This is a genomic window from Neorhodopirellula pilleata, from assembly GCF_007859915.1.
Classification (GTDB): domain Bacteria; phylum Planctomycetota; class Planctomycetia; order Pirellulales; family Pirellulaceae; genus Rhodopirellula; species Rhodopirellula pilleata.
In genome coordinates this window covers 64982-79840 of the sequence record NZ_SJPM01000001.1, presented here as the reverse complement: position 1 = coordinate 79840, position 14859 = coordinate 64982, and the positions used below count along the sequence as shown (strand labels likewise).

Sequence of the window (14859 nt, the reverse complement as noted above, 5' to 3'; positions counted from 1 at the left end):
AGGTTTCAATGGCGTTCGATCCCTCGCTCACGCGTCGGGTTACGATTAAATCAACAGCCCGCTAGTGCGTTTCGCGGCGGGTCAGTTCGTCGCGAAGTTTGGCGGCCAATTCGTACTGTTCTTGTTGAACGGCTTGGTCGAGACGTTCCCGTAACGTTTGCCCGACCGAATACTCGTTGCGCAGCGATTCGCGAAGGTCGATCAATCGGACGATCAATTCGTCTTCGTCGAAGTGTTCTTCGGCGTCGTGCTTGACGAAGAACACACGCAAAACATCGAGGCCACGGTTGATCGCTTGAATCGCTTCTTCGGGTGTGTTCTCTTCGAGTTCGCCGAGGGCTTCGGCTTGCGTCCGGTGGAACAACACGAAGGGACGATACTGTTCGTGGGTCGACGTCCATTCCGGATCGTCGGACATTTCTTCGCAAAGGTCCATCAGGCGCAATGTGTGATCCGCGTCTGTGACCGCGCGATGATAGAACTGCAACCGCAACCAGCAAATCCGTCGGTGGTAGAATTGCATGAACTCGCGATCGATCTCGTTGCAATCGCGTTCGGTCAACTCGTAATCGGGATCGTTGAGCCGACGCAGTTGCAGGTGTTCGAGATAGCTGTCCGAACCACTGATTTTTTCGCCATCGGGACGCCCGGTCGTTTCGAGTTGCAAAATGCCCATGTCCACCCGCATCTGCAACACATCCCGGTCGTCTTTGCCTTTGATCATGCGAACGTTGAGGGTCGCCGGATCAAAGGCCCATCGTTTGAGAAGGTCGTCCAAATGCCGGGGGCGTTTCATGTAATTCGCGAGAGGGTGATAAGAAAAGCGAGGCAACTCGTCGGGACAATCCACCAGTATATCACCGGCTCGCCCGATGAGAACCTTCAATCGTCGCGGCGCGGCGTCCCACGCAATCGTTTTTTCTGGGACAGTCGCTTTTTCCCTTCGATGCGTCGCTTTTTACTGCCTAAAGTGGGACGCGTCGGCGTCCGTGTTTTGGGTGGCACGCGGCACTCGAGCAACATCGTGACCAGACGAGCGCGAGCATCGGCTAGGTTGCGGATTTGATCGCGAGTCTTATCGCTATGTAAGATAAACTCACCTTCCTGATTGATCCGGTTGGCGTACCGCTTTTCAAAACGATGACACCAGGCCTCGTCGAACCCGTCTTGCGGTTGCGGTGTCCAACGCAGTGTGACCCGCGAATTGACCTTGTTGACATTTTGTCCGCCCGGCCCGCTGCTGCGGGAAGCCGACCACGACAAGGCGGTCTCGGGGATGACAAATCGGTGAGTAACGGATAAATCAGACATAAATTTCAGTATGTGGTCGAGCGGCAGAAAAAATTTTCCACTTAAAGCGGCTACGCCGCAAACGTACAAGCCCGACGCGCACCGGCGTGTTGATTGATTGCACGTTTGGGCGTTTTCGTTTAACGGCAAGCCGCAGGCGCCTGCGTTTTCAAACTCTGTCGCCTGCGGCTTGCCGTTAAACGATTCAATCAACAGACCGGCAAGCGAGTGGATTCGCTGGTATCAAAAAGTTTGGAACGAATTCCCTCGCTCGCGGGCTTGTTGATTTAATCGTAACCCGACGCGTGAGCGAGGGATTCAGCGCCATTAAGGCCTCTGTATGTATCCCTCGCTCACGCTTCGGGTTTCGATGAGGACTAAATCAACAGCCCGTCGCGCGTCGGGTTTGTATCAAATGCATTCAAAAAACACCAAATGCGGCGGTAACTGATGTAGAGACGCCTAATCGAGCCTCGGCGAAACTCGCCTACGTGGCGAGACAGACACGGTCGGTCACGAACCGGTTCGCGTCATGCTAACATCTTACCGCACATCGAGTTCCCTGATTCGCCGGGCTTCTTGATCCGCGTTTTGCGTCCCTTCAAACCAACCACCCCTTGATGTCGTTCATGAGTTCCTCAGCCCTTCCCGCCGCCGACTTGCGACCGTTGACGATCGGCAACGTGGCGATCGGGTTTCCGGTGGTGCAGGCGGCGTTGTCCGGTTACAGCGATCTGCCGATGCGGGTGATCGCCCGTCGGCATGGTGCGAGTTACAGCGTTTGCGAGGTGATGCTGGATCAGTTCTTGTTGTCGTTGACCAAACGCGAGCGAACACGTCACTTCCTCGACATTGCTGACGAAGAACACCCCGTCGGCGGTCAGTTGATGGGGGCCGAACCGGAACAATTCTCGCTCGGTGCGTTGAAACTTGTCGAAGCGGGCTTTGACATCATTGACGTGAACTTCGGTTGTCCGGTCAAGAAGGTACTCGGTCGATGCCGTGGTGGCTTTCATTTGTCACAACCCGCCGTCGCGATCGAGATCTTGAAACGAACCCGCGACATCGTTCCCGACGCGATTCCCGTGACCGTCAAAATGCGGCGGGGGATCGACGACACCGACGAAGCCCGAGATCAGTTCTTTGAGATCATCGACGGAGCGATGCGTGTGGGTCTGGCGGCCGCGACCGTCCACGGCCGAACGGTCGTGCAACGTTATGTCGGACCGAGTCGGTGGTCGTTCTTGCGTGAAGTGAAAGCTCACGTCGGCAACCGGCTAAAGATTCTCGGCAGCGGAGACTTATTCTCCGCAGAGGATTCACTCAAGATGATCGCTGAAACGGGAGTTGACGGCGTGACGGTCGCACGCGGCGCGATCGGCAATCCATGGATCTTTCAGCAAACCCGAACGCTAGCGGATACCGGTGAATTGCCACCACCGCCGACGCTGCACGAGCAAACCGCCGTGATGCGAGAGCACTTCACGTTGTGCGAACAAACTTACACGGTCGATCGGGCACCGCTGTTGATGCGGAAGTTTTGCATCAAGTACTCGCAGTGCCACCCGGATTACGAGAATGTTCGATTGGCGTTCGCTCGCTTACGCACCCGCGACGAGTTTGAGTCCGCGTTGGCGGAACACTACGCGATCGATGGCCCGGGTCGGTTCGTTCCGCGTGAGCTGCATGGATCTCAGGAAGAGTGATGAAAGAACACCACGAGTGTTTCAACCACATTTGACTTTAGGGTGTCATCAACGTGGCTCGACGGTCCTCCGTCGAGAATCACGGTGGGGACCACCGTGCCACGTTTTAAGCCAACTAGACTCGCAGTTCGGCGGGGTCGGGGGAGGTGATGACCGTCTTGCTTTGGCTGACCCGGGACCAATCGAATTGGTCGATCATCGCTTGATGCCATTGGTCGAGCGTCCAATCACGCGTTTGATCGGGTTGGGGAAAATCCTCTTGATGCCCGAAAACCGAATTGGCGGCCCAAGCGACGATGGTCTTGGCGTGGACGCCTTGGTCGCGATACCACGACAAACGCGTATCGCCGTGCCGTTTGGCCAAGCGACGTCCGTCCGCGCCGACGACCAACGGAACATGGGCGTATTGAGGCGGCGATTGTCGTAAGTAGTCATAGATTTGTCGTTGTCGAAACGCACTGGCCAACAAGTCATCACCGCGTACGACTTCGGTGACTCCGGCGTCGACGTCGTCGATCACGACGGCGATTTGATAGGCGGCGACGCCTTCTTTTCGTGTCACAGGAAAATCCCCCAGTGCCGATGTCGGATCGCAGTGAACGGTTCCGGCGACCAGATCATCCAGTCTCATCGAATGAGGGTCGATCCGAAAACGCAAGCAATAGTCGCCGTCCGGTGGCATCGCCTGACCACGGTGCCAACTCGAGCACGTGCCCGGATAGATCGTTGTCTCAGGCTCCAATGAATGAAAGCCGCTCGTCGCACGGAGTGACGATGCCGATACCGAGTGTTCGTGGGGCGCCGACGCGGCTTCGTCGATGTCCTTTCGCGAGCATACGCAAGGATAAACGCGATCATCCTCGATGAGGTTTCGGAGCACGGATTGGTAAACCTCCGATCGTTCGGTTTGGATCACCGGCTCGCCGTCGTATTGGATTCCCAGCCACGCCAAGTCTTCGAACACCTGCGCGGTCGCCCACGGCTTGATTCGGGGCGAATCGATGTCTTCGATCCGCAGCAGCAACCTTGCGTTCTGAGACCGGGCACTCCAGTACGCGATTAGGAACGTTCTCGCATTGCCCAGGTGTTGGGCACCGGTCGGAGAGGGTGCCAGGCGACAAACCGGAGAGCGCGTCATGTGAATCGTGGCCCCCAACGTCGCATCGATAGGAACAACAAGCTACCCAGATACGTGGTGGCGGCGACGAGGCACAGTGTTTGGTATGTTTGAGGTACGATAACCATCGCACCGATGAATTGAGCTGCGATCGCGACATACAACCAATTCGTGATGAAGCGTCGATCTTTATTCCGAATGAACCATGCCCCGACGGGGGCTCCGACGACGACGACCGGGACCGCGCACCACCAAAACGCCACCGCTTCGGGCCACACTCCGCCGCCGATCAATCGCAGCGTCGTGCCCGCCATCGCGTTGACCGCCATGATCACGACGCTCGTGGGGGTCGCCACCTTTTCGCTGAGCCGGAACATGATGGTCAGCATGGCAAAAACGAGCATGTCCAGGCCGCTGCCCGTGATTCCCGAAATCGTTCCACCGAGGACGCCCATCAGCACCAACGCGACGCTCAACAAGCGATTCGGATACACCAGTTCGGTGACGATACTCGCGTTCCGCCGATTCACCAGAAACAAAGCCAAGGCGAGCGATAGCCACAACGAGACAAAAAACATCTTGACCAGGGGCGGCGACATCAGCCCGCTGATTTCAAATCCGATCATTAATCCGAACAAGCCGCCTAGATTCGATAACCAAACGGCACGCCAATCGATCTGAATTTTCATCAGCACGATCCCGATCGACGCCGCGCCCATGCCGACGGACTGGATCATCAACGAGAAATCTCGAGCGACCGGCGGGTCGACGTGAAAGATCAACGTCATGACGGGAAAGGCCACCGCGCCGCCTCCGGCACTCGTACTGCCGGCAATGAAACTGCCCACAAGCATCGTCGGGGCGATGACCCAGTGACTCAACAGTTCCGCTGGAGAAACCAAAAACGTCACCCCGACCGCCCACAACAGCCAAACGAATCCGGCGAGATACCAGGAATAACGGTGCATGAATGACAATCACAAGGTTATCCGAAAAGGGGGCTGACCCTCTCCGGCGATGCAAAAAAGTAACCGATATCGACACGCCTCCAAAGGGTCAGCCCCTTTTCGGATAGGCTTTCAGCGGTGAACACGATAACGGCGAAGTAGGAACGACCACGACATCTTATTCGCAATCGGCAGGGTTTGACTAACCCGTCAAATTTGATTGATCGGGCTATTCCGACGAGCGGACGGCTTCGTCAGACCGGTGGTGCGATTCTTGCTCATTGCGACGGTTATGCCCCGTCGATTGCAATAATTGGGTCGATTGCGTTGAAGGGGTCGTACCTCGTTTGATTGTCATTACCGGGTCGCCGAGCCATCGCCATGCAATTCCAACCTAAGACCTCGCACCGGACAGTCGTCTTCGCCGTCGCGTTCGGATGGGGTCTTGCCGCGATTGTCCCGCCCTTGACGGCGATCGCTCAAGAATCACCGGCCGCTGAGGGAATGACACTCCCTGATGGTTACGGAGATTCAGGCGATTTTGAAATGATTGAGGAAGGCTTGGTAACCGACCGGACCGCACCTAGCAACTGGAACGTTCGGACAGAATCGACACTGACTCAATGGGACTCCAAGGGTAATACGGAATCACGAACCAAAAGCGACCGAGGCAATCAACCGTTCGCCGGTGGCAATGCGAACGATAGTGACCAGCCGCCGAAGGTCTATCTGCAGGACCATCAAGAGCATGAACGTCACTGGGATCTCGCCGACCTGCCGATCGAGACACCACTGATCGCCGAGATCGAACTACCCGCCGAAGTCGTTGATCGCTACCAAGTCCGATTAGAACAAGTCGGACAAGCCGACGAACAGATCGTTCTATTTGATTCGGCGGTCGATGTTCTCGGAATCGTCGCGGCGAATGATCCGTCCCGACACGAACTGAAAATCCCGTTTTGGACGCGGACCGGCCATGTCCGATGGACCATCACGACGTGGAAAAACAACCACTCTGATACGTGTGATGTTGTCGTGCGTGTTCTGGAACCAATCGATCGCCCCGGCTTGAAGCTCGAACTGCCGAAGTTCCGAAACGGCAATCGGCTCACCGCTGATCGTTCGATCGATGATGCCTCGGCGTCTAGCGGTGAGCAACCGGGTCGGCCAACTCCGACGGTCTTACTTCGGTTTGACGAAGTTCAAGAAACGTTGCTGGGGAGATCCGGTGCACGGCTGGATGAAATGGATTCAATGAAACTCGTGGACCGCGTTGTTCAGTTGTTGGATTTCCAGGCGTCAAACGGTGCGATCATCGATGTGCCACCGGATCAATTCGAACTTTGGTTTAACGGCTTCGCGAATGCTGGCTTGCGGTTGGTTCCCGCGATTGAAGTCGCGCCGAACTCAGCGAACATGGACGAAATTACGCAATGGACAACCGAGCATTCGTCGTCCAAGGCGTTTGTGGGGGTTGCCTTGTATGACGCCGCGAAGTCGGATCAAACGATCGCCGCGGCTCGCAAACTTGCGAATCATCCATCCGATCCATGTGTCTGGGTATTGCCACCGGACGCCTACGCACCATCCGATGTCGCGCAGGACGTCGACGACGAACGTCACCGTGCCTGGAGCCCGACGTCGATCGCATGGACGACGCACCCCATCGTAGGATTATCAAACGGATTTCGCCTAAGGGCGGTGCGATCCGAACCGATTTCATTGCCATTTCAATGGATTGTGGACGACCCTGTAGCTAGCGAGCAACTGCTCGTCCGGCGGAGCAACGAAACTCATCCGCCGCAAATCGCTGGTTCGTTCCATGAACACTCGGTTGCCACGGCGATTGTGAAACGAAAAGCGAGCTCGATTGTCAGTAATGGAAGCTTGCGTCATCTTGCTCAACCGCAGTGGTTACGTCATCGCAGTCTTCTCTCGTGTTCAGCCGAAGTGAGTGAGCTGACCGAACTCGGCGAAGGCATTCACGCATCCTGGGATGCCAAGTCGGGAAGTGGCCGGGTCGCCAACCTCTCGCCTTGGGATGCGGCCGTCGTATTAAGGACTCGCGTGAAGGACCCATCCGGTAAAGACGATGGTAACTCGAAAGTGATTCACCTTTCAGCATACGAGGTTGAGCAGTTTGTTCTGGCGGTAGGAACATCGCAAGTTGAACCACAACTGGTCTGTCAATGCAAACGCAGGATCACCGATCGCGAACGAATCACCCGTCATTGTGAGCGGCTGTTGAGCCATGCGGAATCGGCCTCGCGTTGGGAACTGAAGTCAGACAACCGAATCCCCAATGCGGATTGGAGCGACCGCGACGAATCGGGACGACCGACGAAGTGGAATTTGTTTGACGGACATGGAATCGAAATCTCGACCGTCCCGCTTTCGGACAAGGAGAACGCTGTTGCGAGAAAGCAAGAGTGCTTGCAAATCAAAACGTTTGTTCCGCGGCACTGGCCCGAAGCCCCTTGCGGTTGCGTAAGATCCGGGTCTTTTCCGGTTCCTGAGTCTCGACGCTTGTTCGTCGCGACGCGAATCGAACTATCCGACGAAATCGCGCTGGATGACATTCGCTGGACGCTTTGTGATGCCAAAAACGATGAGCCGCTGCCGTTTTTAGTTCATCACGATCTCGTGTCCTCGAAGGGCAATGGCCGTGTCATGCGCTTCGTTGCTGAAGTGGATTTAGGTGAAGTCGCCGAGGTCAGCGACGTCTACCTACAGTGGCAACTGGATGGCGGTGGCTGCATTCGGTTGTCCGATCTACGCAGTTGCTCGGACTTCTTACCCGTCGCTGAAATCGAGCCGCTTCCGAAACAGGCACTGCTCGCGTTGGCGGATTTGCAACAAGGACGCTTTGAGGCGGCGCAGCGATTGTTGGTCGCGACCGACTGGGAACGTTTGAGTCGAACGATCGACACTTCGGACACAGTCGAAATTGCGGGAATGGCAGATGCACCCGAAACGGTCGATATCCCAGCAACGGTTGACATCCCTGCCGAAGCAATGGCACCGCTCGCTGTTCCGACACCGGTTGCGTCGGTGGTTTCCGACGAGTTGATCACCCCCGAGTCGGTTTCGGCAGGTACGATATCGGACCAGCCGACCGCACCGATCCATAACGATTTGATCGAGGCTTTGGCAATGGAACCATTGTCGCCTGCGTTGTCACAACTTGGCTTGCCCGTTGATTCTGGTTCGGTTGCCGATCCGGGTTTGCCCGTTGCCGGGTCGGCTGAGAAGCGGTCCGGAACGTTTAATTGGATCGGCGAATTTGGCCCTAGTGAGGAAATCCCCCGGGTGAGTCTGTTGAAGCAGAAAACAACCATGCGACTAGCCCGCGTTGCTCCGGGGGAGAGCACACCGTCACCGATGCCGAACGAGGTTTCCGCGAAACCCTCCGACACCGAGCAGATCGAACCGCGTCCAGACCGGCGCACCCTGTTCGACCTGTGGCGAAACCGGTATCGTCGTGATCCTCACGTCCCGTCCCAACGGGCATCCGCCAAAGGGGCCCCTTCCAGCGATAAAGGATCCTGATGTCATCGCGTTCTTACCAAACGAGTCCTGCGCCGATCGACGGCCTGCCCAGCGGCATTCCTTATATCATTGGTAACGAAGCGGCCGAACGGTTTAGCTTCTACGGCATGAAGGCGATTCTTACCGTCTTCATGACCCAGTATTTGATCGGGTCGAGCGGCGGCGTCGATCCGATGAGCGGCGAGGACGCGAAGTTTTGGGTTCACATCTTTGTGATGGCCGCGTACTTCACTCCGTTAGCCGGCGCGTTGATCGCGGATTGGTTGCTCGGCAAGTACCGCACGATTTTGTATTTGTCGGTGCTCTACTGTTTCGGGCACTTGGCCTTGGCGGTCGATGAAACGCGAATGGGGCTGGCCGTTGGACTCAGCCTGATCGCCTTGGGAACCGGGGCCATCAAACCATGTGTTTCGGCGCACGTCGGCGACCAATTCGGAACACGCAATTCGCATCTGCTGTCGAAAGTGTTCGGCTGGTTTTATGTCGCGATCAACATGGGCGCATTTTTGTCGACGTTGTTGACGCCATGGTTATTGGACCGCTACGGATCACAAGTTGCCTTCGGCGTTCCCGGCGTGCTGATGGCAGTCGCGACGATTCTATTCTGGATGGGCCGCAACCGTTTTGTTCACATTCCCGCCCGTGGCGTCGGTGTTTTCAAAGACGCCTTCACGGGCGCGGGGCTCAAGGCGATCTTGGCACTTGCTCCCATCTACGTGTTGGTCGCGGTGTTCTGGAGCCTATTCGATCAAACCGCGAGCGCTTGGGTCTTGCAAGCCGAAAACATGGATCGCAACTTCTTGGGCACGAACTTGTTGTCGAGCCAGATCCAAGCGGCCAACCCGTTCCTGATCTTGATTATGGTTCCTTTGTTCAGCTACGCGATTTATCCGGCGATCGATCAAGTATTCAAACTCACGCCGCTTCGCAAGATCGGCATCGGCATGTTCTTAACCGTCGCCGCGTTTTCAATCAGCGCGTTGATCGAGCAAAACATTCAAGACGGCGGCACGCCCAACATCGGCTGGCAGGTGCTCGCTTATGTCATCTTGACCGCTGCCGAAGTCATGGTGTCGATCACCTGTTTGGAGTTTAGCTACACGCAGGCGCCCAACAGTATCAAGTCGATTATCATGAGCTTGTACATGTTGTCGGTTTCGTTGGGCAACTTCATCACCGCCGGGGTCAACGCGATCATCAGCAACCCGGATGGAACGTCCAAACTACCCGGTGCGTCGTATTACTGGTTCTTCACCGGATTGATGCTGGCCGCCGCGATCATTTACATCGCCGTCGCCTACTTCTATCACGGAAAGACATACATCCAAGACGAGGGCGACCACGACAGTGACATTGACCATGAACAAGCGATCTTAGACCAGTCCGCATCCCGATGAGTGAACTGCTCGCCGAAAGTCCGTTGGTCGTTTCGATCGCGTTGGGGGTGCTATCGGCCGCCCTGATTTACGGGTGGTTGCAAACCGGCAAGAAACCGCTGGCGATCATCGGTTTGGTGCTCGCGGTGTGCGTTCCGTTGGCTTGGGTGATTGCTGAAAATTGGGTAACCGATCGCGAACGAATCGAACAACTGATTCACGAAGTCGCCGACGCCGTCGAGGCGAACGATCACCCGCGGGCGTTGTCCGTCATCGGGGACGAATCGACGCGACGGCAAGCGGCCGGCGAACTTCCGCAGTGGGAGTTCAGCCAAGCGGACGTGGGAAACATCCGCAGTATTCGCGTCATTGAAAACACCCTCCCGGTTCAGGCCGAAGTGGAAATGACCGTCAAGGTAACCGTCAGCAGCAAACGAGGTTCGATCCAGAACATTTCGGTACCTCGTCGGCTGAATCTGACTTTCGAAAAACGCGGGTTGGACTCATCCGATCACGGCGGTTGGGTCGTGACCGGGTATCGACATTTCCAGATCGTCGGCAACGCCGATGGCTTCACCAGTGGTCCCATTCAATAGCTTTGTCTGACGCATGAACTTACCTCGTTTCATCTCGCTCGACGGCATCGACGGCGTCGGTAAATCAACGCAGATCGCCATGCTAGCCGAACGGTTGACACAAGCGGGGTGCGACGTGATGACGGTCCGCGATCCCGGCTCGACGGAAATCGGTGCGAGGTTGCGGGAGATCTTATTGGACAGTGACTTGCGAATGAATCGACTGACCGAAGCGATGTTGTTCATGGCGAGCAGGACAGAAATGATCGAGACGATCCTGCGTCCGGCATTGGCGGCGGGCAAAACGATCATTTCGGATCGCTTTCTATTGGCCAACGTGGTCTACCAAAGTACCGGCAACGGCCGCGAGAATGGAAAGCCAACCGTTGCACCGGAGACGTTGTGGCAAATGGGCCGGATCGCCTGCGGAGGGTTGTCGCCGGATCTCACCTTGGTGCTCGACATGCCGGTCGAGATCGCGATGGCAAGGCTCGACGGCCCCGCCGACCGGATGGAGTCCCGTGGACAAGAATACATGGCCAACGTCCGCGAAGCGTTCTTGCGAGAACTACCTCAAACCGGCGGCCGCGGGGAGGTCATCGACGCCCAAGGCGCCCCCGACGAAGTCGCCGAGCGAATCTGGACAGCAGTCACCGCACAAAAGGTGTCAGGACTCTTTTCCGGCTCCTGAATCGGCGGCTGAAAGTCGCCGCCACTCGCGCCCCGGATTTTGTGGTGTTGGGCTGTTTGACCCGACGCCGCCGGCAAGGCTATCGTAAGCTAAACTACGCGATGTTATTCCTTCGACTCTCGCCCGGAACGATCTCATGAGTTTTCGACGACTCAGTCCGCCTCAGCCGCAACTCGCCGTCCCAATGCGGCTGCTCGGACAGGTTTTCATTTGCCTGGTATGCCTGCTTGCTACCATTCACTTGAGCGCAGATGACGTCAAATCCGGTACCAACAATCCCCGACCCAAGACATCGGAAAGCAAGACGTCCGATAACAAGCCAAATGTAGAGCGAACACCAGCAAAAGCCCTTGGTAGCGAGAAATCTACCGATGTCGCCGAATCGCTCGACGCGGTCGATCCCGAAGAAACCCAGGCCATGAACGCCAAGCCGATCGACATGATCGGACCGGGGGCCAGGCCTCCCGAATCGCTCGAGCCGCTGATCGAATTGGCGCGTCGGGCCAAAGAGAAGTTCGAGACCACCATTGACGCCTATACTTGCTTAATCGTCAAACAGGAAACCATCGATGGCAAATTGGACTCGGCTCAATATCTTCGTTTGAAGGTCCGTGATCGGCGGGTGCAGAACGGCCAATTGATCCAACCGCTTTCTATTTACGCAAAATTCCTAAAGCCTGAAAAAGTTGCCGGTCGCGAAGTGCTTTACGTCGAAAACCAACTCGACGGGGATTTGTTGGTCCGTCGTGGTGGGAGCCGTTTGCCAAACCTGACATTAAAGTTGGATCCCGATGGTCGGTTGGCCCGAAAGGACACCAACTATTCGATCACGCAGACCGGAATTCGACCGATGCTGCAACAGATTCTCGATCGCATGGAAACGCAACCGGCCGATTGCCCCATTCAGATTCGCTTGTTCGCCGACGCCAAAGTGGATGGACGCAGTTGTCAACACATTGAAATCCGGCAACTCAAGCAAACGCCACAGTCGGACTTTCAAATCGCCAAGGTCTACATCGATGACGAGTGGCAATTGCCGGTGTACTTTGCATCGTATGCGTGGCCTGGGGCAGAGGGTGGCGAACCGGTTTTGCAAGAACAATACGTGATCACCAAAATCAACCTCGAAGCCGAACTGACGGATTTAGACTTCGACCGCGCCAATCCAGCCTATCGTTTTCGAACCGAGGATGAAGAAGACGAAGACGAAGCCAAAGACGATGCCGCCCCGCTGGAGAAATAATTCGAGGCCACGCCCAATCGTTTTTACTGGCACACTTGACCACAGCCGCCTCAATCCGTCGTGTTCTGCTGACCCTAGATTTGCCTGAACATCGATCGCGTTTCATGCTTGCGATGCGATGATTCGGAACGCTGGCGGAGCGGACCGGTCGCACCAGAAGCATCCCCGCACGGGAGGTCGGTTCGGTGGCAGTTCAAGCGTCTTGGCATCCGATGAGGGATCCGCAACTCGAAACCTTGGTCGAGTCTTGCAACCACCTTCATACCCTGAGCGATGGTCTGGTCGAGTCGAGACGTCGCGAGTTCCAATGCCATGGACCCTGGCAATGGACCGAATCGTGCAGTCACACGATTGCGATGCCACGCGACGTGTTGACTTTTGAAGTCGTGCTAACGTCGGTACCGTGCGACGAGATGGATGTGTCCTATCAAACGCGACTGATCCGGCATTTTGCGCCGAGCTTGATGTATGACCAGTTGGTTCGGATGGAACTCGATGGTCGCCCAATTCGACCTAACAACGCTTCGTTGTCTCGAACGCTCGATCTTCAGTTCAATCGAATCTCTAGCGGGTCACGCCTGGTGATCGAGTATCAAGCCCGCGTTCACTTTTGCGCCGAACCAATGCGTGTGCTGTTGGGCGACACCCGCTTGCGGTGGTCTCGCTTGCCTAACCCGCACAATCGAACCAAAACGACGACCGGCCAATCAATTGACCGATTATCGGGAAAGCGAAGTTTGCCAGCCGAGCCGAATGGACGAATGATTCAAGAAAGTCATTCACCTTTGCAACCAAAATCACATGTCTGCGATTCCCGCTCCCGTTCAGCAAGTCCTAGCCGCTCGGCAAGAGGCGACGGCATCGAAAATCAACATGCAGTTGCTGGGCAAACAACTTGACGTGCAAAAGCAAGTCGGCGATTCGATCAATCAATTGCTCGAACAAACCGTCGTTGCTCAAAAACAAATCGCCAAAGGCCATTTGGACGTTCGGGTCTAACGGCAAGTTTCGCTACTTTTTTGCAAGACGTTGTCGTAGAAACATGAGTGCCGCTTTAGCGATCCGAGGTTGCACGATACTGGGGTGACCACCGAGTCGCTCGGTCAGACTGGATTGCTGGCCTTGGGGATCACGCACGGTGAACGTGACTTCGGATGCCGGCATCACTTGATCCACCATGTTTTGCAAATCCGGATACTCGTTGACCAGCAAGATCCAGTCGGCTTGAAACCGTTCGCTGATCACGTCGAAACAATCCGCGAGTGTTTGATTCTCTTCGGATGAAGGCGTCGTCCCGGTCAATCGGACCAGGTCATCGACTTTGGCGAGCGAGACTCCGCCGGCAAAAGCGGGTGTGTCACCGAGAGTGGCAAACCAATTGCCAAGCGGCGCGGCACGTCCAAGTTCGATCACGGCTAGGCGACCGCCCATTCTTTTGAGAATTTGATCGACGGCATGATGTTGTTCGAACGATTCGCCGTCACCGAAGTAAAGATCTCCGACGCGTTGCATGATGTCCTCGCGTGTCGCCGCGATCAACGCTTCGCATTCGGATTCGGTATTCGCGATCGCGCTAATCCGCAACGAGATCGTCGCCGAACTAACGGTAATGCCCACCCGCGGTTGACGATCACGGGCGATCATGTCGCCGAGTCGTTGCTCCATGTCGCTTTCGCCGGTGCCGAAGAATTTTAAAACGGCATGACGGATAGTTTTGATGCCGCCTCCGGAGGCCATGATCGTCGGCGCGACCGATTGATCAAACATCGTTTTCATTTCCGCCGGGACCCCCGGCAACGCGAAGATTCGCGATTCGGTTCCGTCGTCGCGGGTCGCAACCATGTCGATCCCCGGGGCGGTGCCCTGCGGATTGACGATCGGCTTGGAACCCAATGGAAACATCGCCTGGACCTGATTTCGTTCGGGCATGTCACGCCCCCGGCGGCTGAACATGGATTCGATGTGGCGCAACGACGCTTCATCCAGCTTCAAGGGTCGTCCGAGTGCTTCGGCGATCGCTTCGCGCGTCAAGTCGTCTCGGGTCGGCCCCAATCCGCCGGTGGCGACGACGATATCGGCCCGTCGTAAGGCGATCCGAAAGACATCGGTGTTGTGTGCGAGCGTATCGCCGACGGTGGTGTGGTATTGCACGTCGACGCCTAATTCGGCGAGGCGGCGGCTGAGCCATTGGGTGTTGGTGTCCAATCGGGCACCCCCGATCATCTCGTCACCGATGGAAATGATCTCTGCGTTGAAATGCGTCATGATTCTGAGTCGTGGATCGACCTGGGAGGGTGAAATGATAGCTTACCGGGGCGACAAATCGGCCTGAGAAGCTTAACCTTTTGGCCAGTCGCCGTCTTCG

Annotated in this window: 11 protein-coding genes and 1 pseudogene; 7 read left to right on the top strand and 5 right to left on the bottom strand. The window is 56.3% G+C overall.

Annotation, left to right across the window (positions count from 1 at the left end; genetic code table 11):
- Nucleotides 1-61: 61 nt before the first annotated feature.
- Both Pla100_RS00265 and arfB read right to left on the bottom strand, forming a co-directional pair.
- Entirely contained in the window at nucleotides 62-796 is a 735-nt protein-coding gene (locus tag Pla100_RS00265) for a UvrB/UvrC motif-containing protein (protein WP_146575717.1), read from the bottom strand.
- An 86-nt stretch (nucleotides 797-882) separates the two neighbouring features.
- A pseudogene (gene arfB / locus Pla100_RS00260) lies at nucleotides 883-1263 on the bottom strand (alternative ribosome rescue aminoacyl-tRNA hydrolase ArfB); the annotation flags it as partial.
- Nucleotides 1264-1919: 656 nt separating this feature from the next.
- Between arfB and Pla100_RS00255 the strand changes: the two are divergent.
- On the top strand, nucleotides 1920-2996 hold the full coding sequence (locus Pla100_RS00255) for a tRNA dihydrouridine synthase (protein ID WP_231602489.1): 1077 nt from the start codon (nucleotides 1920-1922) through the stop codon (nucleotides 2994-2996).
- A gap of 115 nt (nucleotides 2997-3111) precedes the next feature.
- Here the strand turns inward: Pla100_RS00255 and Pla100_RS00250 are convergent, their stop codons facing one another.
- Nucleotides 3112-4134 (bottom strand): glutamate--tRNA ligase family protein, encoded by a 1023-nt coding sequence (locus Pla100_RS00250; RefSeq protein ID WP_146575714.1) that lies wholly within the window; start codon nucleotides 4132-4134, stop codon nucleotides 3112-3114.
- Entirely contained in the window at nucleotides 4131-5081 is a 951-nt protein-coding gene (locus tag Pla100_RS00245; RefSeq protein WP_146575713.1) for a sulfite exporter TauE/SafE family protein, read from the bottom strand. Before Pla100_RS00245 ends, Pla100_RS00250 begins: the two co-directional genes overlap by 4 nt.
- 360 nt (nucleotides 5082-5441) lie before the next feature.
- Here Pla100_RS00245 and Pla100_RS00240 point away from each other — a divergent pair, with 360 nt between their 5' ends.
- The 6 genes from Pla100_RS00240 (at nucleotide 5442) to Pla100_RS00215 (ending at nucleotide 13493) form a co-directional block, all read left to right on the top strand.
- Nucleotides 5442-8609 (top strand): hypothetical protein, encoded by a 3168-nt coding sequence (locus tag Pla100_RS00240; protein WP_146575712.1) that lies wholly within the window; start codon nucleotides 5442-5444, stop codon nucleotides 8607-8609.
- Nucleotides 8609-10006: a POT family MFS transporter gene (locus Pla100_RS00235; RefSeq protein WP_146575711.1), complete on the top strand. Its 1398-nt coding sequence runs from the start codon at nucleotides 8609-8611 to the stop codon at nucleotides 10004-10006. Before Pla100_RS00240 ends, Pla100_RS00235 begins: the two co-directional genes overlap by 1 nt.
- Nucleotides 10003-10581 carry a hypothetical protein gene (locus Pla100_RS00230; protein ID WP_146575710.1) on the top strand — a complete coding sequence of 193 codons (579 nt, stop codon included), beginning with the start codon at nucleotides 10003-10005 and terminating at the stop codon, nucleotides 10579-10581. Before Pla100_RS00235 ends, Pla100_RS00230 begins: the two co-directional genes overlap by 4 nt.
- Before the next feature lie 13 nt (nucleotides 10582-10594).
- Nucleotides 10595-11251 carry a dTMP kinase gene (tmk, locus tag Pla100_RS00225; protein ID WP_146575709.1) on the top strand — a complete coding sequence of 219 codons (657 nt, stop codon included), beginning with the start codon at nucleotides 10595-10597 and terminating at the stop codon, nucleotides 11249-11251.
- Nucleotides 11252-11387: 136 nt separating this feature from the next.
- The gene (locus tag Pla100_RS00220) at nucleotides 11388-12494 is read left to right on the top strand and encodes a DUF1571 domain-containing protein (RefSeq protein ID WP_146575708.1); all 1107 of its coding nucleotides are present in this window, start codon (nucleotides 11388-11390) and stop codon (nucleotides 12492-12494) included.
- 801 nt (nucleotides 12495-13295) lie between these two features.
- Entirely contained in the window at nucleotides 13296-13493 is a 198-nt protein-coding gene (locus tag Pla100_RS00215) for a hypothetical protein (protein WP_146575707.1), read from the top strand.
- 12 nt (nucleotides 13494-13505) lie between these two features.
- Here Pla100_RS00215 and Pla100_RS00210 read toward each other — a convergent pair whose 3' ends face one another.
- Nucleotides 13506-14759 (bottom strand): competence/damage-inducible protein A, encoded by a 1254-nt coding sequence (locus tag Pla100_RS00210; protein WP_146575706.1) that lies wholly within the window; start codon nucleotides 14757-14759, stop codon nucleotides 13506-13508.
- Between the last annotated feature and the right edge of the window lie 100 nt (nucleotides 14760-14859).

What these genes read in the sequence shown, in the direction of transcription:
- Pla100_RS00240 (WP_146575712.1), top strand. Translation starts at nt 5,442, where the DNA reads ATGCAATTCCAACCTAAGACCTCGCACCGGACAGTCGTCTTCGCCGTC.
- tmk (WP_146575709.1), top strand. Translation starts at nt 10,595, where the DNA reads ATGAACTTACCTCGTTTCATCTCGCTCGACGGCATCGACGGCGTCGGT.
- Pla100_RS00265 (WP_146575717.1), bottom strand. Translation starts at nt 796, where the DNA reads ATGAAACGCCCCCGGCATTTGGACGACCTTCTCAAACGATGGGCCTTT.
- Pla100_RS00220 (WP_146575708.1), top strand. Translation starts at nt 11,388, where the DNA reads ATGAGTTTTCGACGACTCAGTCCGCCTCAGCCGCAACTCGCCGTCCCA.
- Pla100_RS00210 (WP_146575706.1), bottom strand. Translation starts at nt 14,759, where the DNA reads ATGACGCATTTCAACGCAGAGATCATTTCCATCGGTGACGAGATGATC.
- Pla100_RS00250 (WP_146575714.1), bottom strand. Translation starts at nt 4,134, where the DNA reads ATGACGCGCTCTCCGGTTTGTCGCCTGGCACCCTCTCCGACCGGTGCC.
- Pla100_RS00235 (WP_146575711.1), top strand. Translation starts at nt 8,609, where the DNA reads ATGTCATCGCGTTCTTACCAAACGAGTCCTGCGCCGATCGACGGCCTG.
- Pla100_RS00245 (WP_146575713.1), bottom strand. Translation starts at nt 5,081, where the DNA reads ATGCACCGTTATTCCTGGTATCTCGCCGGATTCGTTTGGCTGTTGTGG.
- Pla100_RS00230 (WP_146575710.1), top strand. Translation starts at nt 10,003, where the DNA reads ATGAGTGAACTGCTCGCCGAAAGTCCGTTGGTCGTTTCGATCGCGTTG.
- Pla100_RS00255 (WP_231602489.1), top strand. Translation starts at nt 1,920, where the DNA reads ATGAGTTCCTCAGCCCTTCCCGCCGCCGACTTGCGACCGTTGACGATC.
- Pla100_RS00215 (WP_146575707.1), top strand. Translation starts at nt 13,296, where the DNA reads ATGTCTGCGATTCCCGCTCCCGTTCAGCAAGTCCTAGCCGCTCGGCAA.